At 40.5% G+C, this 21,776-nt stretch carries 19 protein-coding genes and 1 pseudogene; 8 read left to right on the forward strand and 12 right to left on the reverse strand.

Going from position 1 to position 21,776, the window contains the following annotated elements:
• Positions 1–98: 98 nt before the first annotated feature.
• The 4 genes from EDC33_RS09975 (at position 99) to EDC33_RS09990 (ending at position 3,734) form a co-directional block, all read left to right on the forward strand.
• Positions 99–1,844 carry a carbon starvation CstA family protein gene (locus EDC33_RS09975; protein WP_094906831.1) on the forward strand — a complete coding sequence of 582 codons (1,746 nt, stop codon included), beginning with the start codon at positions 99–101 and terminating at the stop codon, positions 1,842–1,844.
• Positions 1,845–1,857: 13 nt separating this feature from the next.
• Positions 1,858–2,115 (forward strand): cory-CC-star protein, encoded by a 258-nt coding sequence (locus tag EDC33_RS09980; protein WP_040105886.1) that lies wholly within the window; start codon positions 1,858–1,860, stop codon positions 2,113–2,115.
• A 21-nt stretch (positions 2,116–2,136) separates the two neighbouring features.
• On the forward strand, positions 2,137–3,069 hold the full coding sequence (locus EDC33_RS09985) for an ArsA family ATPase (RefSeq protein WP_124011056.1): 933 nt from the start codon (positions 2,137–2,139) through the stop codon (positions 3,067–3,069).
• A gap of 155 nt (positions 3,070–3,224) precedes the next feature.
• Positions 3,225–3,734, forward strand: coding sequence for a cupin domain-containing protein (locus tag EDC33_RS09990; RefSeq protein WP_124011057.1), 510 nt, complete (start codon positions 3,225–3,227; stop codon positions 3,732–3,734).
• Positions 3,735–3,806: 72 nt separating this feature from the next.
• Here EDC33_RS09990 and EDC33_RS09995 read toward each other — a convergent pair whose 3' ends face one another.
• From EDC33_RS09995 to EDC33_RS10025, 7 genes and pseudogenes are all read right to left on the reverse strand, one after another.
• Positions 3,807–5,831, reverse strand: coding sequence for a hypothetical protein (locus EDC33_RS09995; protein WP_124011058.1), 2,025 nt, complete (start codon positions 5,829–5,831; stop codon positions 3,807–3,809).
• A gap of 13 nt (positions 5,832–5,844) precedes the next feature.
• Positions 5,845–6,312 (reverse strand): helix-turn-helix domain-containing protein, encoded by a 468-nt coding sequence (locus EDC33_RS10000; protein ID WP_124011059.1) that lies wholly within the window; start codon positions 6,310–6,312, stop codon positions 5,845–5,847.
• A gap of 13 nt (positions 6,313–6,325) precedes the next feature.
• Positions 6,326–7,279 (reverse strand): hypothetical protein, encoded by a 954-nt coding sequence (locus EDC33_RS10005; protein WP_124011060.1) that lies wholly within the window; start codon positions 7,277–7,279, stop codon positions 6,326–6,328.
• 346 nt (positions 7,280–7,625) lie between these two features.
• Positions 7,626–7,862, reverse strand: a complete 237-nt coding sequence (locus EDC33_RS10010; protein ID WP_124011061.1) for a hypothetical protein — start codon at positions 7,860–7,862, stop codon at positions 7,626–7,628.
• 199 nt (positions 7,863–8,061) lie between these two features.
• A pseudogene (locus EDC33_RS10015) lies at positions 8,062–8,400 on the reverse strand (type II toxin-antitoxin system PemK/MazF family toxin).
• 78 nt (positions 8,401–8,478) lie between these two features.
• On the reverse strand, positions 8,479–8,757 hold the full coding sequence (locus EDC33_RS10020; protein WP_124011063.1) for an AbrB/MazE/SpoVT family DNA-binding domain-containing protein: 279 nt from the start codon (positions 8,755–8,757) through the stop codon (positions 8,479–8,481).
• Positions 8,758–9,229: 472 nt separating this feature from the next.
• A complete protein-coding gene (locus EDC33_RS10025; protein WP_124011064.1) occupies positions 9,230–11,353 on the reverse strand; it encodes an LTA synthase family protein in 2,124 nt (707 codons plus the stop codon).
• 635 nt (positions 11,354–11,988) lie between these two features.
• Between EDC33_RS10025 and EDC33_RS10030 the strand changes: the two genes are divergently transcribed.
• Together EDC33_RS10030 and EDC33_RS10035 are read left to right on the forward strand one after the other, a co-directional pair.
• The gene (locus EDC33_RS10030; protein ID WP_124011065.1) at positions 11,989–12,810 is read left to right on the forward strand and encodes a YihY/virulence factor BrkB family protein; all 822 of its coding nucleotides are present in this window, start codon (positions 11,989–11,991) and stop codon (positions 12,808–12,810) included.
• A gap of 364 nt (positions 12,811–13,174) precedes the next feature.
• Positions 13,175–13,669, forward strand: coding sequence for a DUF1648 domain-containing protein (locus tag EDC33_RS10035; RefSeq protein WP_170156400.1), 495 nt, complete (start codon positions 13,175–13,177; stop codon positions 13,667–13,669).
• 218 nt (positions 13,670–13,887) lie between these two features.
• Here EDC33_RS10035 and EDC33_RS10040 read toward each other — a convergent pair whose 3' ends face one another.
• The 4 genes from EDC33_RS10040 to EDC33_RS10055 form a co-directional block, all read right to left on the reverse strand.
• Positions 13,888–15,090, reverse strand: a complete 1,203-nt coding sequence (locus EDC33_RS10040) for a hypothetical protein (protein ID WP_124011067.1) — start codon at positions 15,088–15,090, stop codon at positions 13,888–13,890.
• Between the two features lie 288 nt (positions 15,091–15,378).
• Positions 15,379–15,843 (reverse strand): TspO/MBR family protein, encoded by a 465-nt coding sequence (locus EDC33_RS10045; RefSeq protein ID WP_170156401.1) that lies wholly within the window; start codon positions 15,841–15,843, stop codon positions 15,379–15,381.
• 162 nt (positions 15,844–16,005) lie between these two features.
• Entirely contained in the window at positions 16,006–16,506 is a 501-nt protein-coding gene (locus tag EDC33_RS10050) for a ferritin (protein WP_124011069.1), read from the reverse strand.
• A gap of 234 nt (positions 16,507–16,740) precedes the next feature.
• Positions 16,741–18,138 (reverse strand): PQQ-dependent sugar dehydrogenase, encoded by a 1,398-nt coding sequence (locus EDC33_RS10055; RefSeq protein ID WP_124011070.1) that lies wholly within the window; start codon positions 18,136–18,138, stop codon positions 16,741–16,743.
• Positions 18,139–18,752: 614 nt separating this feature from the next.
• Between EDC33_RS10055 and EDC33_RS10060 the strand changes: the two genes are divergently transcribed.
• Together EDC33_RS10060 and EDC33_RS10065 are read left to right on the forward strand one after the other, a co-directional pair.
• Positions 18,753–20,321 carry a multicopper oxidase family protein gene (locus tag EDC33_RS10060; protein ID WP_124011071.1) on the forward strand — a complete coding sequence of 523 codons (1,569 nt, stop codon included), beginning with the start codon at positions 18,753–18,755 and terminating at the stop codon, positions 20,319–20,321.
• A gap of 205 nt (positions 20,322–20,526) precedes the next feature.
• Positions 20,527–20,853 (forward strand): four-helix bundle copper-binding protein, encoded by a 327-nt coding sequence (locus tag EDC33_RS10065; protein WP_124011072.1) that lies wholly within the window; start codon positions 20,527–20,529, stop codon positions 20,851–20,853.
• A 363-nt stretch (positions 20,854–21,216) separates the two neighbouring features.
• Here EDC33_RS10065 and EDC33_RS12930 read toward each other — a convergent pair whose 3' ends face one another.
• Positions 21,217–21,753, reverse strand: coding sequence for a YdhK family protein (locus EDC33_RS12930; RefSeq protein WP_188358210.1), 537 nt, complete (start codon positions 21,751–21,753; stop codon positions 21,217–21,219).
• Positions 21,754–21,776 lie beyond the last annotated feature (23 nt).

Below are 21,776 nucleotides of genomic sequence, written 5' to 3' on the forward strand. Positions count from 1 at the left end.
TCCCCTCCATTAAAGGCTTCATTGTACTTTTTCGCATTTACAATTATTTGAATATTCGCTACAATCTAAAGTAATACATACAAGAAGGGGGAACTTCAATGAATGCCATACTCGTCGCAATCATCGGGCTCGGTGTCTTCGTCCTGGGCTACCGCTACTACTCCAAGTTCATCGCAGAACGCATCTACCGGCTCGACCCGAACTACATGACGCCCGCCCACAAGTACAAGGACGGCGTCGACTTCGTGCCTACGAACAAATTCGTCCTATGGGGACACCACTTCACATCCGTCGCGGGGGCGGCACCGATCCTCGGTCCTGCCATCGCCGTCTACTGGGGCTGGCTGCCGGCCTTCCTGTGGGTCATCCTCGGGACCGTATTCGCCGCTGGTGTCCATGACTTCGGAACGCTCGCAATATCCGTCAGGAATAAAGGCCAGTCGATCGGTACGATCGCAGAAAAGTTCATCGGCCGGCGCGGCAAGATACTGTTCCTGTTCATCATCCTCACACTCGTGCTGATGATCAATGCGGTATTCGCCTGGGTGATCGCAAACCTGTTCATTACATATCCGGCAAGCGTCCTGCCCGTCTTCATCCAGATTCCGCTCGCGATATGGATCGGCTACGCAGCATACAAGAAGAACATGAAGATGCTTGTCCCTTCACTGCTCGCACTTGCCGCCATGTATTTCGTCGCCGTCATTACGGCGGAAGTGTCCTGGCTGCAGATCGACCTCGTGTCCTATATGGGTGGTGAGGAGGCTGCGGGACTGTTCGGCCTCGGTGCCGTATCGACGGCCTTCATGGTCTGGATCGTCATCCTGCTCATCTATGTCTATATCGCATCGACCCTGCCGGTATGGAAGCTGCTCCAGCCACGGGATTTCATCAACTCCCACCAGCTGACCGTCGGACTGCTCATCCTGTATGCAGGTCTGCTTCTGACGAATCCGACGATCAATGCACCGGCGACGAACGCCGATGCGGACACATCCTGGCTGCCGCTGCTCTTCATCACGGTTGCTTGTGGTGCGATCTCCGGTTTCCACGGACTCGTATCTTCGGGTACCTCATCCAAGCAACTGGATAAGGAAACGGATGCCCGCTTCGTCGGCTACTTCGGTGCCGTCGGCGAGGGGATCCTTGCACTCATCTCCATCATCGCCGTCGTAACGCTGTTCAGCAGTGTGGATGACTTCTCTGCCACCTACTCGAGCTTCAATGAAGCCAATGCAACCGGCCTCGGCAACTTCGTCGAAGGGGCTGCGATTCTTGCCGGCGGCCTCGGCATCCCGGCGGCTGTCGCAACAACGATCGTCTCCATCATCGTCGTCAGCTTCGCCGCCACGACGCTCGATACGGCAGTCCGCCTCATGCGCTACATCATTGCCGAAATCGGCACTGAGTATAAAGTACCGTCACTCACGAAGAAGCATGTGGCAACAAGCATCGCCGTAGTCTCCACTGCCGCACTCGTGCTGATTCCGGAAGGGCCGAACGGCTTCGGTTCCGGCGGCTATCTCATCTGGCCGCTGTTCGGTACATCGAACCAGCTGCTTGCGGGCATCAGTCTATTGCTGATCTCCATCTGGCTGAAGCGCCAAGGCATCAACTACGCCGTCACGCTCATCCCGATGATCTTCCTGATGTTCATGACACTCTATGCCATGTTCGTCCAGGTGTTCTTCGAATGGGCCTGGTACGCCGACGGCTCCAACCTGCTGCTGTTTGTACTCGGTGCCATCATCTTCGTCTTCGCCATCTGGATCGTCATCACGTCCATCCAGGCGCTTACCGGCAAGTTCGATGATGAACTCGAGAAGCACCGCAATGACGAGTAAGGAGGGATAACCCATGCTCGACAATATCAAGAAGTTGATCCGGTACTACGAGGAAGTGCTCGAAATGCCGCACCGTACGGAAGTGGCAAGGGAGCTGAGGGACCAGGATGACCTCTTCCTGCTGCTCCTCTACTCTGAGATGATCGGCATACCGAATCCAGTCTACTACTACACGCTGGAACTGTATCCGCACATCATCGAGGACTTCCACGACTGGCATCTCCGCATGGGGATGGACAAGTCACCGCTGACCGGCATCCGCTGCTGCTGACTACACTAAAGGAGCATATCCATGAGCATTCATACAAAGAAGATCCTGTTCATCGGCGGCAAGGGCGGCGTGGGCAAATCCACGTCCGCTGCCGCCATCGCATGGCAACTCGCAAAGTCAGGAAAGAAGACGCTGCTCGTTTCGACCGACCCGGCCCATAACCTCGGACACATCTTCTCGCGGGACATCGGCGGGGAGACGGTGGAGATTGCAGAGAACCTCCATGCGCTTGAGATCGATCCGGAGCATGAGACGAAGAAGTATATCGACTCGGTGAAGGAGAACATCAAGGGCACCGTACAGTCCAGCATGATCGAGGAGGTCAACCGCCAGCTCGATACCGCCCAGGCCTCACCCGGTGCGGATGAATCGGCGCTGTTCGACAAGCTCGTCTCCATCATCCTCGAGGAGGAAGGCGAATACGACCATCTCGTCTTCGACACCGCCCCCACCGGCCATACGATAAGGCTGCTCACACTGCCTGAGCTGATGGGTGTGTGGATCGAGGGGCTCTTGAAGAAGCGGCAGAAGACGAATGAGAACTACACCCAGCTCCTGAATGACGGGGAGCCGGTTGAGGACCCGATCTATGATGTCCTGCTCACCCGGCAGAACCGCTTCTCGCGGGCACGGGAGATTATGCTCGAGTCCGGCAAGACAGGGTTCATATTCGTGCTGAATCCAGAAAGGCTGCCGATACTTGAAACCAAAAAGGCCGTGGGCCTCCTCGACAAGTATCACCTGCATGTAAAGACGCTCATCATCAATAAGGTGCTGCCCGATGAAGCCGACGGCACCTTCCTCGCCCAGCGGCGGGAGCATGAACAGCGGTACCTGAAGGAGATTGAAGATACCTTCAAAGATCAGAACCTCATCCGCGTGCCCCTGCTTCCGCATGACATCACGACGATCGAGGAGCTCGACCGTTTCAGTGAATATTATGAGATGGACTGAGGAAAATAAAGGGAGCCTCCACCACTGTGGAGACTCCTATATATTGAATCTATTAGAGCAGAGCAATCTGCTCCTTTTTTATGGGCTTTTAATGTAATGGTTAGTTTCAGTCAGAAGCGGTAAAAGTATAATAATCATTATATGGAGGGATGAAGATGAAACGTGCTGAAGATATTGAAATCATTCCAATAAAAGTCGAAGACGACGGCAAGATACCCAACCACCCCGACTTCCCCCTACTGATCTATAAGAGCGTGTTTGAAGATGGGGATGACATTCCCACTATCCTCAACTCCAATGACTGGTCCGGTGAATGGCTCGGTTCCGTCCACCCTTTCCACCACTACCACAGCAACACCCATGAAGTGCTTGCGGTCAAAGAAGGACATGCCACACTCCAGCTTGGTGGTGAGCAGGGTGAGGTGGTAGAAGCGGAAAAAGGTGATGTCATCATCCTCCCTGCCGGCTATGGCCATAAGAAGATAGAAGCAAGTGATGATTATGCAAACTATGGTGCCTACCCTGGTGGCGTCAGCTTTGACATGTGCGATGGAGAGCCTGAAGAGCGGCCTGAGAAATTGAAGAATATAGAGGAAATATCAATGCCTGACTATGACCCTATGTTTGATCAAATAGGGCCCTTGGTCGCTCAGCAGAAAATATAATTGTTTGACTATGTTACTGAAGAACTGCATCCCTTATTTCGATAAAATAAATTATAGGCCTCTCTTTATGATTTAATCCAATTCTTTAATTTCTTTTTTAAAAGCAAGTTTATCAACTTTAATGATTTTATCTACAGTGCTTAAATTTTCTATTATACTTTTAGAGTCCGCATCTTTTATAGTAAAACCAATTATAGTTTGTACATTATTATTTAAAGATTTCACTTTAGAGAGAAATGCTCTCATATCTTTTTCTACTATACTATGCTGATTAGGCTCATCGAACATAATAAAATTTGGATGGGTACCTCCATACTCTGCAGACACTTCTTGTAATGCAATCGTATAAGCCCAAATACCTCTTATATGATCACTAGCTGAAGAATCAAACTTCAAATCATACCCCATAATCTCAGGCAACAATGTTTGATAAGATATACTAATATTTTCTTCTGGCTCCATGCTCCTGTAACCGAATTTTTTAAGATTGATTACGAATTTATTTTTTAAACTCTCTATTTTTTTATAATCTTCGTGAGAGTAATCATCTTTGATCAATTTACTTAACTTCTTTTTTAACCTCTCATAATCCTCAGAAATGTTAGTGAAGTCATTCTGAATATTCAATAGTTTTCCTTGCACTTCTTTCAATTTATCTAACTTTTGTTCTAACTTTATTTTTTTTAATATAACATGCTCATTATATTCATCATTTAATTTATACAAATCTTCTTTAATAGCCACAGCTAAAGCATTTAGTTTTTTTATTTTTTGAGAATATCTTTGTACTTTGTAGTTAATATCATTAATTATATCTTTTTTTTGAGAAATTATTGATTCAAATAAAATTTTTTGGCTTTTTAAATGCTTTATGTTTTCTTCAGGTGTCATTATTTCAGTATGATTTTGACTATTGAGTAATGTATCTTCTACTTTTTGACCACACGTTGGACAAACTCCTTCGTATATATTTGAACCTTTTTCTGATCCATAATTAACTATTTTTCTAATATCTATATTATTCTGAATATCATTACTTAAGTTTTCCAATCCTTCTTGTAAGCTAGCGATTTCTCTAGTTTCCTTATTTTGTTGATTGATTAAGTCACTTATTACAAACTCATAATTGCTGATATTTTCCTTAACTTGTAGTAACTCTTCATTCAAATTTTTATTATCATTAGTGGTTTTATATTTATTTACAGCAATATTCTTTAATTCTGCCTCTGTAATATCTATACTTTCTTTTAAACTCAAAGAATTTTCATCAGAGATAATCTCAATTTGATCTTTTTCTACAAAATTTAATTCTTTTGTTACACCCGCCAATCTTAACTCTGAATTCTTTAGATATGCATTTGTTTCTATATATAATTCTTGCCATCTCATTTTATTCTCTTTTATTTTATCTTTTATTTCGGTTTTATTCTTAGATAATTCAATGGAATCCATATTAAGGATATATTCTATTGTCTTTTTTTTCGGTTCCTTTATCCCGAAGTTCGGAGCTCTGGACAATATATCACTCCAACCTCTTTTTTGCTCAATCATTATTGCTGCAAAAATATTTTGAATATATAATTTTTTCTCTTTCCCATCGTAGCCTAATACATTAGGTAACTCTAATCCCATAAAATTTTCTAGGAAATGAAAGAATCCAAACTTTCCTTTTGCTGAATTTGAATCATGTACAAAAAAGTCTTCTTTTTTCACATATGGATTAAGCCTATCCTCATACTCGCCATATATTACAGTCATGAGATTATCATTTCTCGTCAAATCATTAACCGTTCGGAGAATAGTAATGATGTTTCTACCATTACTAATTTGCAAGAAAATATCAGCTTTCAAAACATTGAATATTTTTCCATCAGTATCTCTAATTTTGTTATTGTACGCCGCACTTAATACTTTAGAACCTCTTCCACCTATAATTTCTTCCATTCCTAAACAATACATAATTCCAGATATAATAGAACTTTTACCTGAAGTATTCATTTCACTTGCAATTATATTTAAACCATTCTGAAATTTTTCATCGAAGATAAATGGTTCTTCTTCTGTAGTTATCTTTATAATTAATCTGTTTATATTCATATTTGACTCCAATCTAAACACTAAATAGATTACTAGTAATATTTTTTACCAACTTTTCTGTTAACGACCCTCCTAGATCCTTAAAGAATTTTTTCTCGAAAAGAAAGATTTCTTTATCTTTCCAAATATTTTCCCCTATCTTTTTTCCTTTGTCGGTTAATCTAAAACTGCCATTTTGTTGAGTTTCTATTAGCCCATCGTATTTCATGTATTCAAGTGCTTTTATCACAGTGGAATCATATCTTAAATAAATAAATGTTTGTTCCGTTTTTATAAATTCCATTAACTCTTTCTGACTCTCTGTAGAATGTAAATGATTCATTATTATTTGAAATTTAGATATTGAGCAACCTTTGCCTCTACAACACTTTAATAAAATTAACAACAAAATCGTTGTTTTATACGTCAACCTATTATGATATGGAACCGCTTCTTTTTTTTGCAAAAATCTGATTCCTAGAATATTGGAGTTTATATCCATCTATTACGCTCCTTTAATAAAATTCCATATGACAATCTGCTAGCCAACTGCTTATAATAGATTGAGCTAACATCATCGAGGTCTCGGTTGTTAAATACTTTAGCTCATTGTTTAACGACTCTTCAAATTCATCTGAAAGATCTTTGTAGGTTTCTAAATTCATTTCATGATTATGGGACAAGAGAGTTTTTTCTTTCACTTTATTTTTAAAGACTCGCTCAATATTCATTACATCATTCCATATATCGGGGTATTCATTAGATAGTTTTTCTAGAGTAGCTTTCCCAAAAATATATCTTTTAATATGATAATCAATTAATTTACTACTTCTTTCAGGATTTTCTTCTGCTGTTGGAGAAATAGCTTTCACTTTCCTTGAAACGTTTTTAGATTTTTCAGAATCCAAATTTTCCCAGTTTATAGACTCCTTTTCTAATTCGGGAATATCTAATTTTACATCGGTTATTTCTGTTCTAATCAGCCTTGCTATTTCTGTTTTAAAATCAGCGGCGACTTTTATATGCACTTGAAAATCTTCACTAATATACTCAAGATCTTTTGGGTTATTTTCTTTTGCTTTTAATATCATTCTCTGCTTTTTTTGACAGTGTTCTAATATTCTTTTATCTTTATATTCAGGAACCATGAAAATCCATCTTGTTATTTTTGCCACTCCAATTTTTTTTAAAATGACATGATTATCAATTATTTTTTGTATATCATTTGTCACTTTATCTCTTTGCGATTCATACAATTTGTTATGATCTAGATTGGGATCATCAGGACAGTAGCACTGAATTACAACCCCCAATTTAGATTTAGTAAATCCTTCAATACCTCCATCTCCCTTATAATGGGCAGGAACTTCGTGAAAATACTCCTCTTTATAAATTATTCGACAAATATCTAAACATAACGTCTCCCATCGGTTGCCATCCAACTTATAATCTAACCAATTTATTACCATTATCTTTCCTCTCTTAATAATCGAATTGATATGAAATTTTCTTTATTAGGTATTAACGTTAATAATTTCTTACTAATATAATGTACTTTCTTATTTGGCAAAATTTTTACTAGCACTAAATCAAATTCGATATCTGTTTCTAGAACTTCTACCTCTAATCCCCTATAAAAATATTGATTACATTTTTTCATAGTCTTCAAATCCTTAAAAGTTTTTACTGAAAAACTAAAATATAATATTATAACAATTCCTTAGAAAATATATGCCTAATTGACTCAAAGAAACACTAGCAAATTTGAAATTTTTCAAGCTATGAATTCTTTAAGCCCAACCCCTATAGTACAAGTTAGCCTAAAATATTCGCGCTATCGAATACGCTCTTGTTGTTGATCTTCGTCATCAGACGGCTGAACTTCTTGTCCGAGAGCGGCTCCGCCTCCAGTTTACTGTGGTGTCTGTTCAGGAGGTTTCTGAAGTTTTGTTCCAGTGCCTCATTACTGCGAATCGGCACCCGTTCATATCCAATACCCTCAAGACGCTTCATGATCTTCGCCTCAAGAGTGTCCTCTCTTTCGTAACTCATATGTCATTCACTTATTCTTATCTATTGGAAGTTGCTTCCATTATACTATAGATAACCCTCCGAAAAGAATATGTTGATTGAATTTAATACCTTTGAAAAAGCCCCTGCTTATATTGAATATGGTCAGGGGGCTTCATAGGAATACTTTATCTTATAGTTTATCGCTTATATCTCGTGGAAAGTCCTCACAAAAACCCTACTAACCAATATATGTGATGGCATCAATGATCTTCTTGTAGTCTTCCAAAAAACCCCTTTCAACTTGGTCAGTCAATTTGGTACTTCTGTCCGCCGGGTCGATCGCTTTTATTTTTTCGCACAGTACGTAACCTGTGGTTCCATTATTTTTCGTCCTGCCGCTAATAGCGACATGTGTCGGGCAGCCTTTATCAGTATTGGTTATGGGCGGAACCCAGATCAAGCCCATGTATCTATGTACACCTTCCTACGATACAATAATGACGGGTCGATATCCTTGCCGCTCATGTGCTTTCGCTGGTGACATATTAATCTTTATAATCTCCCCGGCCTTAAATATTCATCCCTGCAAAAATAAAGCCTGCACCCTTTTTTAGAACATGAGTACAGAGGCATTATTTTTAAGCTGATCAATAGATTACCATCCTTCTTTTCCCATCAGCTCGGCTTCATTCCAAAGAGATTCAGCTTCAGGCTTTCGACCATTGTAGTCCTCAAATAACTTTTGAAACGGTGTCAATTTATTCTTCGGTACCAATGAAATCCGGTTCGGTTCCACTTCCAACTCGATTTCGGTGGCGCCTACATCAAACCCTGCTTCTTTCAAGACTTCCCGAGTGAGTCTGACGCCCTGGCTGTTCCCCCACGGAAGGATTCTGGCTTCACAATGCAGCACTTTGCATTTTGTATCATCCATGCCCCCCAATCTCCTCCTGATCATGTCATATCTGTAGTATATCCCACTTATATACCTTAATCACTTGATAACACGGCTTCGTCATTGAGCCACAATCATGTTCTGTAGGAATTACGCGAGGCAAATATGACGTCTGCAAAAACTGCCTTAAGGAGACTCATCTATACGGATAATTATGCTCTATTTAAATCATATCTTGGCAGGATATTGCCTTTTATTCTTTACGTATAAACAAGCTATAACCCCTCTGGTAAAGGAGGATTTATGGCCACCGTCGTTGGGGTTTATCTGTATGTTTCGCGAAATGAACAGGACTGAAGGGATGTTAAATGACAATGGTATGCCCCCTTCAAAGTTTTTACTTTTTCAAGTGTCTACTTTGAAGGGAGCATACCATTTTTCTGAAGGGGCTTTTAAAGACGAATATATTGTCTTTTAAGCTTCAACATTCTTATTTTAGTTTTGATCTGATTCATTCCGGCGGACCAGGTGGATTAGAACCGTAATCTGATGCTTCCAGCTCCGGTGCATCTGTTTCATATAGTTCCATGCTCGATTCTCCACCATTTTGTTCAATCAGGCTTGTTTCTTTCTCTGGGTGCTCTTCGAGGATATCCAATTGATCACGATATATATAATCGATTTCTTTTAATTCATCCAGAGGTTCAGGGTTGTAGAAACGCAATAGATCTTTCATCAGAATTTCGTTGGAATGACTTAATTCTTCTCTCGCTTCGTCTCTATAGCGATAAAGTTCTTCCAATTCTTCTTTGGTAAATTGATCCTGCAGTGCCTCCCCTGACTCTGTGTCATAGATTTCCTGTTCAAAGAAAGTATATTCAGGCGTCACTACACGTCCATTTCTGAGTGGGACGGTATTATCATGTTCTTCTGATAAAATATCCTGCCCCATAAATAAATAGCCATCTGTTTCCATGCCGAGTAAATGCATTAAGGTTGGAAGCATGTCCACCTGACCACTGTATGTGTCGAACACTTCACCATTTCCAACGCCGGGAACATGCATGATGAACGGCACTCTTTGCATTTGAGTGTCATGGTATTGATTCCACTCCTCCGGATCTTCACCCACTAAAGGTGCCAATTCCGGGTTTCTCATATCGGAGATACCATAATGGTCACCATACATGACTATGATCGAATCTTCATATAAGCCGCTTGACTTCAAGTAATTGAAGAATTCCTTCAACGCCTGGTCAGCATAATGTGCTGTGACGAAATAATTGTTGATTGTATCATCCTCTGTCTGGGCAGCTGGAAACTCCACATTTTCCTCATCCAATGGATATGGGAAGTGATGAGAGACGGTGAGGAACTTGGAGTAGAATGGTTGAGGGAGCTGTTCAAGATACTCTACCGAATCATGGAAAAACAATTTATCTTTCAAGCCATATTCCATTGATCTGTCCCCGGACACATCATAAAACTCGGCATCAAAGAAGAAGTCATAGCCGAAACTTTGGTAAGTATCCGTCCTGTTCCAAAAAGAGCCAACATTCCCGTGAAAAGCAGCTGAGGTATACTCCCCATGCTGGGCCAAAATATTTGGCGCTGAATGAAATGTATTTGTGGATCCCAATGATTGAAAAACACTGCCTTTAGGGAGACCGTACAGTGACAACTCACCTAAAACTTCAGCGTCTGATGACTTGCCCTGGCCGGTCTGATGGAAAAAGTTTTCAAAACTGTATGAGTCTTCATTGTCAAAGATGCTTGAAAGAAATGGCATGACTTCGTGAGTTTGACCATATTCATCTTCCAGTTCGTAATCAATTAAGAACTGCTGCACACTTTCCAATCCAATTACAATCACGTTGCGGCCCTCTGCCGCCCCAAAGTATTCTGGATTTGGCGCTGCATGGTTTTCGGCCGAAAAGTTAAACACCTTCCCTAAATCTGACTCGTCAGCACTCACGCGCATCTGGCTGTTTTGAGATGATTGGAAAACATCATAACCGGTAAAGAAATTCAAACCTAAGTATTTAACTATATAATTCCTGTCAAAAGTGCGCGTTAATAATTGAGGGCGGTCAATTTCCGCCAATATCAGGTTCCCTACCAAAAGTAGGACACCCACTAATGTAACCATGGCTTTAGTACGCCTCTTATGTTCTTTCTTATCTTCAGCGAGCGGTGCCTCCTTTTTATAAAAGAACAGATAGACAAACAACATGATATCGACCCAGTATAAAAAGTCCCAAATCCTCATCATTTCAAATATGGAAGCAAATAAGCCGGTGGTCACATTATTAGTGCCCGATACAATATTAAATGTCAGAAAATCAGCGAATTCCCTGTAATATAGTATGTTCGAATATAATAATAAAGTCATTAAGAGTAACATTATGAACATTGCCCATTTTCTTAAACTTGGACTACTGAAAAATAGCGCGATGGACAACAATATGATACCGGTAGCAACCGGGTTGATGAACAATATGATGTGTTCGAATATACCTGATACGCCTAGACTGAATTCAATCCAGTAAGCCATGTATGTTTTCAACCAGAACAAAAAAAGGAACAGGATGAAATACCCATAGCGTTTATTCAATAATTCTTTTATGTTTGACATACTTTCACTTCCCTATTCTCTATCTTGTTTCTGGACCACTAATGGTTCATAAAGGTTCTATACGGACCATTCATAGTGAATTAAGATAGAGTAAAATATAAGAAATCCCTCAAGCAGGCGGGGACGGTTTGGTAACAGGCAACAAGTAAAATTGAAATGCCTTAACATCAATATATGGACAGTTACTTCATCCACTTCATTGAGGTGTTATCCCTTCTGCAAAGCCTATATTGATGATTCTTATCTTTACACTCACAGCCTCGGATTTTTACAAATCCTTTACGAACTTTATCAATACTTTTTATTATAGAACAATATGTAGTTTTTAAGCAAAAAATACTCGTATATCAACAAGGACATTTACAAATATTTAATAAAGAAAAACAATTTAGCATTAATGATTTCGTTTGTCAAAAAAAGCTGGACAGTTGCTTGTAACCCATATAACTCAAAAAGACTTCCAATGGCTGATCGATTGCCAGGTGGAACTGCTGAACTAGACTGGAGTAGGCGCATAAAAAGCCGGGTATGTATAAGCAAGCTATAATCCCTGTGGTGAAGCGATATTCATAATCACAGCTGTTGGTGTTTTTCCTGTATGTTTTACGAAATGAATAGGACTGAAGGGATGTTAAATGACGATCCAGGTAAAAGGCTTTTTCAAAAAATTGGTCCACTATTCCTTAAAAGATAAAGTGTTTGATATGGCTGCACAGCTCTCTTATTTTCTGCTGCTCGCGATTTTCCCATTTTTGATTCTGATATTTACCTTACTGCGATTCTTGCCGATCTCGACCGGTTCAGTACTGGATTTTATCGCCCCCTATGCACCAGAGGGGGCGATGCAGTTGATTGAAGACAATCTGTATCAGGTGCTCGAGGTTACAAGAGGAGACTTATTATCGATCAGTATGGTAGCAACGATATGGCTGTCGGCAATGGGCGCCAGTGCATTGGTACGGACATTGAACAGTGCCCACCAGGTGGAAGAGAGCAGGCCTTTCTTCAGGGCTCTTGGTGTTGCCATTCTGCTCACCATCGGTATGATTTTAGGTGTAATCATTTCTTTAGTACTACTTGTTTTCGGCAGAGAAATCGGGTTGTCCATCACTTCCTTACTAGGCGTCGACTCCACTTTCCTGCAGGACTGGAACACATTCCGTTGGACTTTCAGTTTCATTATATTAGTAGGCCTGGTTGCAGCTCTGTATTACTTTGTACCGAATAAAAAACTGCGTTTTCTTCACATCCTTCCCGGCACATTGTTCGCTGTGATCGGATGGCAGCTGGCTTCGCTCGGATTCTCATACTATGTGAGCATCGCTGATTATTCCCTTATTTACGGAAATCTTGGAACCATCGTCATCCTGCTCATCTGGCTGTATTTATCTTCTCTGATCGTTTTAATAGGCGGTGAGATCAACGCCATCGTAAGCGATAATAAGAGAGAAACCTAGAAACTGTTATTGCCTGCGTTATCAGCAAGTCGACCGAGTGTCTCGGCCCTTAATTTTGATAATATATTGCTTATATTTTAAGATTTATTTTGCATAACCAACCTTAAAGCCCAGTTATCTTCATGAAAAAGATAAGCTGGGTTTCTTAACCATATTAAAAGTAATCGCCTAAATCAGTATAAAATAATATGGGAAGCGACGATGAGGCTGATTTAATTTCCGACGACCTTCCAATGATCAGTCCTTAAATGAACATTAATTTTCGAATGTAGAAAATGAAGCATATAACTTCTAGTAATAATAGATAAATTAAGGTCATTATTACTGATACAATGGAAACAAGTCTATCAGGAGGATGATTGATATGAAAGAAAGGCCGAAACTGGAGATTCCGAAGACCATGACGGAAAAGGTCGCGAACATCATCGGCTACAGTATTTTCATCGGAGCATTAATCTATATGATCATCACATTCCCTTTCCTGCCCGCGGAAGTGCCCGCCCACTTCGGAGCGGATGGTGAAGTCAACAGATACGGATCGAAGTATGAGATGATCGTTCTCGTCGTCACACCACTGTTCCTCATTCCCGGGCTCGAGGTGCTGGAGCGATTTCCGGAAATACATAGCTATCCACGACGCATGGACGAATCCAATATTGAAGAATTCTATTTGCACAGCAGAATGCTAGCCAATTTTGGAAAGAATGGCGCGCTCATCGTATTTGCGATTGTCTTCATCGAAATCATCAACTACGGTCTTATTGGCACATCCACATTTAGAGCTTTTCTACTTCCATTGATTCTATTGCTTACACTAGGCCCGGTAGGATGGATGATCGAGCGCAGAAAAATAAGATGATTCAGGCCAGCCCCATTTATGTGGATAATGTACATAGGACTTAAGTGTTCGTCTGCATAACCAACCTTAAAACCCAGCTATCTTTCTGAAAAGATGAGCTGGGTTTCTTAACTATAGTAAAATCAATCGTAAACCAGTATAAAATAACACCAGAATAGGGGGCTTCTAACTTAATCGCTCAACAAAAGCAGTTTCACTTTGATAGAGTACTGGCACTTTTAATAAACAGGCTCATTGTCTATCTCTTCATAATCATAAATCATAAACCCTTGGGGTGTATTTACGATCGTATATTCTACTACTGTTGTCCTTCTTCCGTTTGAGGAGATATGTTCATAATTACGGGTAACAGTCACTTCATATTCATTTGTCTCATTGTTCTTAATGTCGATGACATCCACATCATATGTCCGATGGTTGCGATAGTTACCGGAAGCCTTATTGGCTGATATTTTCTCGTAATTCGGTGATTCCTCACGTGTAAAAGTGAGTATGTCTTCCTCATCGTTGTTATAATAGTTCGTTAGATCATCGGTGTAGTTACTGATAAATGCTTTTATCCGCTCTTCTTCATCCTCACTCACATCTTCTGATTCCTGAGGTTCTTTGACAGTACTTTCTTCCGTATGGTCGGGCACTTCATCGACAGTCATCAAATCCACTATTTTTTCTCCCGATTCATTATCATGTAACCAAAACGTACCTGTAATTGTAGACTCTTCTTTATCTTCAATTACATATTCCATCAGTTGCAGACCGCTTACTGGGCCCCCTTCTGTTTCATAGACATCCACATCAGGTGCTCCCAGCGCATCCACCACTTCATCGTATGGCAGGCCGGCATAAAATTTAACATCCTCTACAATGTTTTCATCCGGATTTATATCTTCATCCGCTTGTTCGTCATTTGTTCCATATGGGAAAACTTCCGAATAGTTTACACCCAGATTTCCATAGATAACTACAGGACTACCATGGCCAGGATAAATGAAATCATATGGACCATATCGTTCCTCAACTTCACTCTGTGACATTCCTTTAGTAATGACATCTTGAGAAAATGTCAGATTTTCCGTCTTCACACTTCCTGAATCAAACAAAGCCTGCTGCACTTCGTCAGAATGAATGTCGAATGAAGTGGCAGCTGGGTTACTCGAATCATCACTGGATTCTTCTGACGACGCTGTTCCCTCTCCTTCCTTCTCACTATTTGCATCTTCTTCAGTCGCTGCTTCCGATGAGCCATTTGTTTCAGGTTGCTCATTGCTTGCTTTTTCTTCCGATGTCCTATCATTGCCACTTTCGTCGGAAGACTCTACTGTCTCTTCTTCTGTGTTATCATCTGGTTCCACATCATTTTCATTAGATTGGCAGCTTGATAAAATCAATAGTGATATGGTTGAAAATATAATTAACCGCATTAAAAATCTCCTTTTACCAGAATGAGTTATCTCTATAAGACTCTTTATACTGCTCTACCCTTGAAAGTAAATATTAGTCTCTTTGTAAAGATTTTTAAGTTACAAAACAAATGAAACAGTTTTAAATTAAAGTAGACTCTAAATAGATGCGATCAAGGTGTTGAGATTACTGCTTGTCACTCTTGATGATAGACTTTATATATTTTATCAGTTAAAAAATAAACCATCCCAGGCACTCGATTGCTCCTGAGATGGTTTTTAATTAAAAGTCAGAACTTATGTCTTCTATCATTTTGCGCGATTCAGATACCAGCTGCCTAGTGTCAGATAAGCTGCGAATGTTGTCCAGAGTGTATACGGCAACAGGATGATGCCGGCCAGTCTGCTTACTTTGAAGAATTTCACTAATACAGCGTACATCGTAACCCAAATCATAATACTATTCACCAATGCCAATTGACGTTTTCTGAGACGGAAGAACAGGAAGGACCAAGTGTAGTTGATCATGAGATGAACCTTGAAGAGCCTGCTTGCCTTACGGTCCCCTCTCCTTTTGACGATGGCATGAGCCAGTCCCATCGTCAGATAAAGGAAAGTCCACATGGGGGCAAAGATTTTACGTGGCGGGGCAAAGGGAGGCTGCTTAAGCTTCTTGTATTGCCTTGGTGCCGATTTGGTGGATAATTTACCGACCGTCTTACCTAATATGAGCGGAGTGACAAGATGAAATACAAACTGGATGATTGGTTTCATGGAATCTCCTCGTTTCGTAATTTGATACCAAGTATATACCATATTCAGGTTAAGGTAATATTGATACACATCAAAATACAATAATCATCAATGATGCAAATGGGAAATAAAAAATCTGGCAGAAATATATTCTGCCAGGTTTTACACATTCAATTGATTATTTTATTCTTCCTCAAACTTATGCTTAGCGAGCTCCCGTTCGTAAATGAACAGCGCATTATTGTCATCCTTAATCCGTTCAAGATAGTCGATATGACGTTCGAAAGTGGATTCTTCCTCAACCTGTTCATCCAGGAACCATCTGATGAAAGATAATGTAGCATATTCTTTCTCTTCAGTCGCGATATCAGAAATGTTGTAGAAGGATTCCGTGACTTTTATCTCCTGATCCAACCCTGCCTTGAAAGTATCCAGGATGGAATCATAGTTAGCCCTTGGAGCTGGGATTTCTTTAAAGACGGCATGAATTCCACGGTCATTCAAATAATCATAAAGTTTCATACCGTGGAAACGCTCTTCTTTGGCCTGCTGGATATAAAAGTTCGCGAAGCCATCATAGCTTCTGGACTCACAATATGCGCCCATAGCCATATACTCATGTGCTGCTGCAAATTCATTGTTCATCTGATCATTCAATGCTTCTTTGAGTTTTTCCGATAACATATTATACGTGCCTCCCTTTGGATTGCTCATTTATATTTACCCTCTTATCACTAAATATATCATTTTCATCATCAGCAAAAAGTAATACTATGACGTCTAGACATGAAAAATCCTCCCAAGTCCACAGATTTTTCATTTCATCTGTAAGCTTGGGAGGCAGCACCTCATATGAATGTCTGCTTCTTTAATATAAGCAACCTTCTTCATGGGTGCTTTAGAAAATCATACGGCGCCTTATTCTGAGCCTTCACCTGCTTCAGTGATCCTATAGATCTTACCGCCATCAGTGCTTGCAATAAGCGCGCCATCCTCGGTTACGAGAATATCACGGAAACGTTCGCCTTCTTCAGTCAATAGGCGTTCTTCTCCAACGATGGTGTCATCTTCAATAACGACACGTACGATATAGTTCGGTGCTAAGCCACCGATGAACAGGTTGTTCTCCCATTCAGAAATTGCGTCGTTGTCATAGAATGACATACCGCTTGGTGCACTTGTCGGATCCCAATAATATCTTGGTTCAACAAAGCCTTGCGCTTCGTGTTCTGAAACGCCCTCGTTGATCAATTCACCACTGTACTCGATACCATAGGAAACGATCGGCCAGCCATAGTTGTTGCCTGGTTCAATGATATTCAGTTCATCCCCGGCCTGTGGACCAAATTCAACAATCCATAGGTCCCCTGTTTCGGGGTGGAAGTCCACACCTTGAATATTACGGTGACCATAGCTGTAGATGCCATCCAGTGCGTCTTCATCTTCGATGAACGGATTAGACTCTACTGGTTCCCCATCTGGTGTAATGTGGATTACTTTACCCAAGTAGGCATCCAAGTCCTGTGCACGTTCGCGGATCGGATCATCGGAACGTTCCCCAGTTGTCAGGAACAGGTTGCCATCATCATCAAAGATGATGCGTCCACCGTAGTGCAGGGTGCCTTCATATGCTGGCGTTGCCTGGAAGATCACTTCAAAATCTTCTAGTGCGGTTTCATCTTCTGACAACATACCTTTACCGACGGCCGTTACAGTACCCCCTTCGATATCCTGAGAAAACGTCATGAATACTGTTCTTGATTCGTCAAAATCAGGTGCAACGGTTACATCAAGCAGACCGCCCTGATCTTCACTGTTCACTTCCGGTGTCCCTTCGATTGGGTCGGATACAGAGCCATCTTCAAGGTTTACGATAAGAAGTTCTGCTGAGTCCCTTTGTGTAACAAGCAGGCGGTTCGTGTCAAACTCCACCATACCCCAAGGTACGCCAAGACCTTCTGTAACAACTTCCACATCAAGTTCTGCTTCAGTCTCTACTTCAGGTGCTCTTGTCTGTTCTGGGAATGCTGGTTCAAAATCAGTAACCTTTGGTTCAGTTTCTGCTGATTCAGATTCTCCGTCTGCACTTTCATCACTTTCTTCTGTTGATTCTTCACTCTCTTCTGTTGTCTCCTCCGATTCTTCTGTTGATTCCTCAGTGGATTCTTCAGTTTCTTCTGTTGCAGTATCCGATTCTTCTGTTGATTCTTCAGTGGTTTCTTCGTCTGAAGAGCCACCATTGCCACATGCTGCCAAAGCCAATACAAAGACCAGCATCAGAAGGAACGTTAATCTTGACCACGAAACTTTCCCCATCATTTTCCTCCCCTTTATATAATATTGAACTGAATATATTAAAACCCAGTCCATAATTCCCAGCATCAAAAACGATTCAGACTTTCATGTCATAACTGAAGTTATAGATTTCCTTATATACAATTTTATCACAATTATCAGATAACTTTAATGATGAACTTACTTTTTTCACTATAAACGGAATTATACTCTCCTGGTTTAGGTACTGGTTCGCACTATTATAATTTAAAAACCCAGTCTATCTCTCATCAAGATAGCCGGGATTTAAAATTAGTTATGCAGAATAGAACCTAAAATATATGCACTTGATAGTCAAAATTGACTAATTGGCCTCAAAGGACTTGGTTACAGTACAAAAACTCAATAGGTTTTTAGAATATTGTACTTAGATAATTGTACGTGTTTTTATATTGTCGATCTGTAGTGAAATCAACTCTATCTTTTCTTCCTCCAATGTTCCAATAAACGGTCGTTTTTTAAACTTAATTTTACATGTAGTTTTTGTCATATTAAATACTCATTTTATGCACGGATTCTCGAAAATTATAATCTAGTCTAATACATAAAGGAATGACAAGTTCTTTATTAAAAGTAGAAAGAAGGGATTGTAAAGTATGAGAAAAAAGAACCTATTGATAAGCTTGTTTTCTCTAATGATGGTCATTGTTTTATCAGCTTGTACAAGCAATGACGGAGAAGCATCTGTAGAAGATACTAGCAATGAAAAGAATTCAAATGAAGAGATGAACATGAATGAGGACAATGAAGGTTCTATGGAAGAAAATATGAATGGCTCCTCCAGTGAAGGAGAAATGAATAATGGTTCCATGGGTAATGGTCATATGGATCATGATGATGTGGTAGGTCTAATTGATTCGACAGGAGAGAACGAACTGAGTATCCCCTCTGTACTCAAAAGCGACAGCAACAAAGGAACTGAGTATACAATACGCGCGCAAAAAGGAGAAACAGAAATATTTGATGGCGTTCAAACAAAAACATATGGCTATAATGGCTCGTTTCTAGGTCCCATGCTTCAATTTGAAAAAGGAGATACTGTGAAAATAAACTTAATCAATGAACTCGATGAAAATACCACTTTTCACTGGCATGGATTGGAAGTGCCAGGGAATGACGATGGTGGTCCACATAATGTGTTGGAGCCAGGCGAAGAGAGTACTATTGAATTTGAAGTGACACAGGAAGCTGCCACATTGTGGTTCCATCCCCACCCGGAAGGAAAAACCTCTGAGCAAGTGTACAACGGACTTGCTGGGTTAGTTTATATCGAGGACCAAAATTCAAAAAAACTCGAATTACCAAGTGAATATGGAAAAAATGACATCCCTCTTGTTTTCCAGGACAAAGTATTTAATGATGAGAAACAATTGGACTACAAAGCCATAGCAAATGAAGATGGCACAGTCGGGGATACATCATTAATTAACGGCACATTGAATCCAAAATTAACTGTAGATAAAGAAAAAGTAAGGCTTCGACTTTTAAATGGATCAAATGCAAGAAATTACACCTTTAAACTAAATACAGGGGATTCTTTTGTACAAGTCGCAACGGACGGCGGGTTTTTAAATGAACCGGTCTCAATGGAAGAAATCACACTCACGCCTTCAGAGCGGGCCGAAATAATCATTGATTTTTCTAAAGTCGATGGTAATGAAAATATAGCGTTAATGAATGAAGATGGTGCCACGCTCTTACCTTTTGAAATCACAGATCAAACAGGTAAGAACATGGATATACCTGATGAAATGAATGACTTTTCAGTTACGGAAGAAGAAAAAAACCTGCCAGTGACAAAAGAAATTGAACTTTTCGGCATGATGGATCAGGTAACGATAAACGGAAAAAAATTTGATCCTGAAAGAATTGATTTTACGCAGGAACAAGGTGTTACAGAAGTATGGGAAATCTATAATAAACCTGACATGATGGGCGGCATGATTCATCCGTTCCACATCCATGGTGCTCAGTTTAAGATCCTTTCCAGGAATGGAGAAGCACCACCTGAGAACGAAAGAGGTTGGAAAGATAGTTTTTCCGTTGCCCCGGATGAGACTGTAAAAATTGCCATTCAGTTTAAAAATAAAGGCATATATATGTTCCACTGTCACATACTTGAACATGAGGACAATGGGATGATGGGACAGGTTAAAGTAGAGTAAGCTCCAAAGCTTCAATCTAATAACAAAAAAGGAACTATTTCTTGATTTTTTCTAGACGAATTACAATATTGAGTAAGTTGGAAAAGGACAATCATCATTAAAATTATGTGCAGTTTCTATGGAGTTTTACCATATCGGTTTATATGCGAAATGGATGGGAATTCAATTAATGTAAGTGCATTCAATTCTATAGGAGGGATTTATAATGGCTCATGAACAACATCAACAACTGATTCAGACGTTACATGAATGTATGGAAGCCTGTAACCACTGTTACGATGCCTGTCTGAGGGAAGAAGACGTAAAAATGATGGCGGAGTGTATCCGATTGGATCGTGAATGTGCAGATATCTGTGCATTCCTGGCACAGTCACTGACAAGAAACTCACCATTTTCTTCTGATTTGGCGGCAGTATGTGCCAAGGTCTGCGAAGCATGCGGAAATGAATGCCAGAAACATGACCATGACCACTGCCAGAAATGTGCAGAAGCGTGCTTCAAATGTGCAGAGGCTTGTAAAGAAACCGCCTAAAGTACAATACCTAGAAAGAAGTGGTATGTCGGGACTTATTCCGGACATACCACTTCTTTTATTTCCGGTTAAAATTGTACCCAGTATTTTAACGAAAATATACATTAAGGTGTATTTGCATTATTACTTAAGAGTTCCTTTGATTTTGGCAATACTTATAAGAAACACCTTAGTTTAGACATGGTTATAGAAAAAAGTTAAGTTCATTCAGGACCCTCGTTGCAAGGAAGAGTAAACCGAATTCCCTTCAAAACAGTCATTAATATATCTGTTAATTCATATAATAAAAAGAGCTTATCCATGCAGATTATCCATTTGAGATAGATAATCCAGTAAAGATAAGCTCTTTAATATCATCTGTTTTTATTCAACAGGTGACAATTCACTTTCTGTCACCCATTTATGATTTTCTACTTTTTCTCCAGTTGTTGTTGTGAAGTCAAGCATATATACAGTAGTGTCTTCAGCAGATTCGATCACAGCGGTTGCACCATCCATGCCTTTCATGTGATCCGCATCCAGGGTTACTTCAGTGCCGGGCTCCAGTGGTGCTTCTCCTGGACCTTCCAATTCTTCGTGAATGACCCATTTATGATTCTCCACTGGGTCTCCACCAGTTGTAGGGTAATAAGTGACACTATAAGCAACAGTATCAAATGCGCCTGCAATTGTTGCTTCAGCGCCATACATACCTGGCATATGATCGGCTTTGATAATGGCTTGGCTACCCACTTCATAAGTTGGATCTTCTGCTTCCTGCAGACCGTCAGGGACTACACCGGTGCTCGACATCTGTTCAGCAAAAATGGATTGAATCGTTTCCTGCACCTCTAAAATACTGGTACGGATATCATTAATTTCTGCTTCAGTCTCTTCAATGGATGCATCCTGATTTTCCATTTTTTTAGTTATAGCATCCAAAT

The sequence above is a fragment of the Salinicoccus roseus genome (genome assembly GCF_003814515.1).
Classification (GTDB): domain Bacteria; phylum Bacillota; class Bacilli; order Staphylococcales; family Salinicoccaceae; genus Salinicoccus; species Salinicoccus roseus.

Excerpts from the sequence above, each read along its gene's own strand:
- EDC33_RS09975 (WP_094906831.1), top strand. The coding sequence starts at position 99 with ATGAATGCCATACTCGTCGCAATCATCGGGCTCGGTGTCTTCGTCCTG.
- EDC33_RS09980 (WP_040105886.1), top strand. The coding sequence starts at position 1,858 with ATGCTCGACAATATCAAGAAGTTGATCCGGTACTACGAGGAAGTGCTC.
- EDC33_RS09985 (WP_124011056.1), top strand. The coding sequence starts at position 2,137 with ATGAGCATTCATACAAAGAAGATCCTGTTCATCGGCGGCAAGGGCGGC.
- EDC33_RS09990 (WP_124011057.1), top strand. The coding sequence starts at position 3,225 with ATGAAACGTGCTGAAGATATTGAAATCATTCCAATAAAAGTCGAAGAC.
- EDC33_RS09995 (WP_124011058.1), bottom strand. The coding sequence starts at position 5,831 with ATGAATATAAACAGATTAATTATAAAGATAACTACAGAAGAAGAACCA.
- EDC33_RS10000 (WP_124011059.1), bottom strand. The coding sequence starts at position 6,312 with ATGGATATAAACTCCAATATTCTAGGAATCAGATTTTTGCAAAAAAAA.
- EDC33_RS10005 (WP_124011060.1), bottom strand. The coding sequence starts at position 7,279 with ATGGTAATAAATTGGTTAGATTATAAGTTGGATGGCAACCGATGGGAG.
- EDC33_RS10010 (WP_124011061.1), bottom strand. The coding sequence starts at position 7,862 with ATGAGTTACGAAAGAGAGGACACTCTTGAGGCGAAGATCATGAAGCGT.
- EDC33_RS10020 (WP_124011063.1), bottom strand. The coding sequence starts at position 8,757 with ATGGATGATACAAAATGCAAAGTGCTGCATTGTGAAGCCAGAATCCTT.
- EDC33_RS10025 (WP_124011064.1), bottom strand. The coding sequence starts at position 11,353 with ATGTCAAACATAAAAGAATTATTGAATAAACGCTATGGGTATTTCATC.
- EDC33_RS10030 (WP_124011065.1), top strand. The coding sequence starts at position 11,989 with ATGACGATCCAGGTAAAAGGCTTTTTCAAAAAATTGGTCCACTATTCC.
- EDC33_RS10035 (WP_170156400.1), top strand. The coding sequence starts at position 13,175 with ATGAAAGAAAGGCCGAAACTGGAGATTCCGAAGACCATGACGGAAAAG.
- EDC33_RS10040 (WP_124011067.1), bottom strand. The coding sequence starts at position 15,090 with ATGCGGTTAATTATATTTTCAACCATATCACTATTGATTTTATCAAGC.
- EDC33_RS10045 (WP_170156401.1), bottom strand. The coding sequence starts at position 15,843 with ATGAAACCAATCATCCAGTTTGTATTTCATCTTGTCACTCCGCTCATA.
- EDC33_RS10050 (WP_124011069.1), bottom strand. The coding sequence starts at position 16,506 with ATGTTATCGGAAAAACTCAAAGAAGCATTGAATGATCAGATGAACAAT.
- EDC33_RS10055 (WP_124011070.1), bottom strand. The coding sequence starts at position 18,138 with ATGGGGAAAGTTTCGTGGTCAAGATTAACGTTCCTTCTGATGCTGGTC.
- EDC33_RS10060 (WP_124011071.1), top strand. The coding sequence starts at position 18,753 with ATGAGAAAAAAGAACCTATTGATAAGCTTGTTTTCTCTAATGATGGTC.
- EDC33_RS10065 (WP_124011072.1), top strand. The coding sequence starts at position 20,527 with ATGGCTCATGAACAACATCAACAACTGATTCAGACGTTACATGAATGT.
- EDC33_RS12930 (WP_188358210.1), bottom strand. The coding sequence starts at position 21,753 with ATGGAAAATCAGGATGCATCCATTGAAGAGACTGAAGCAGAAATTAAT.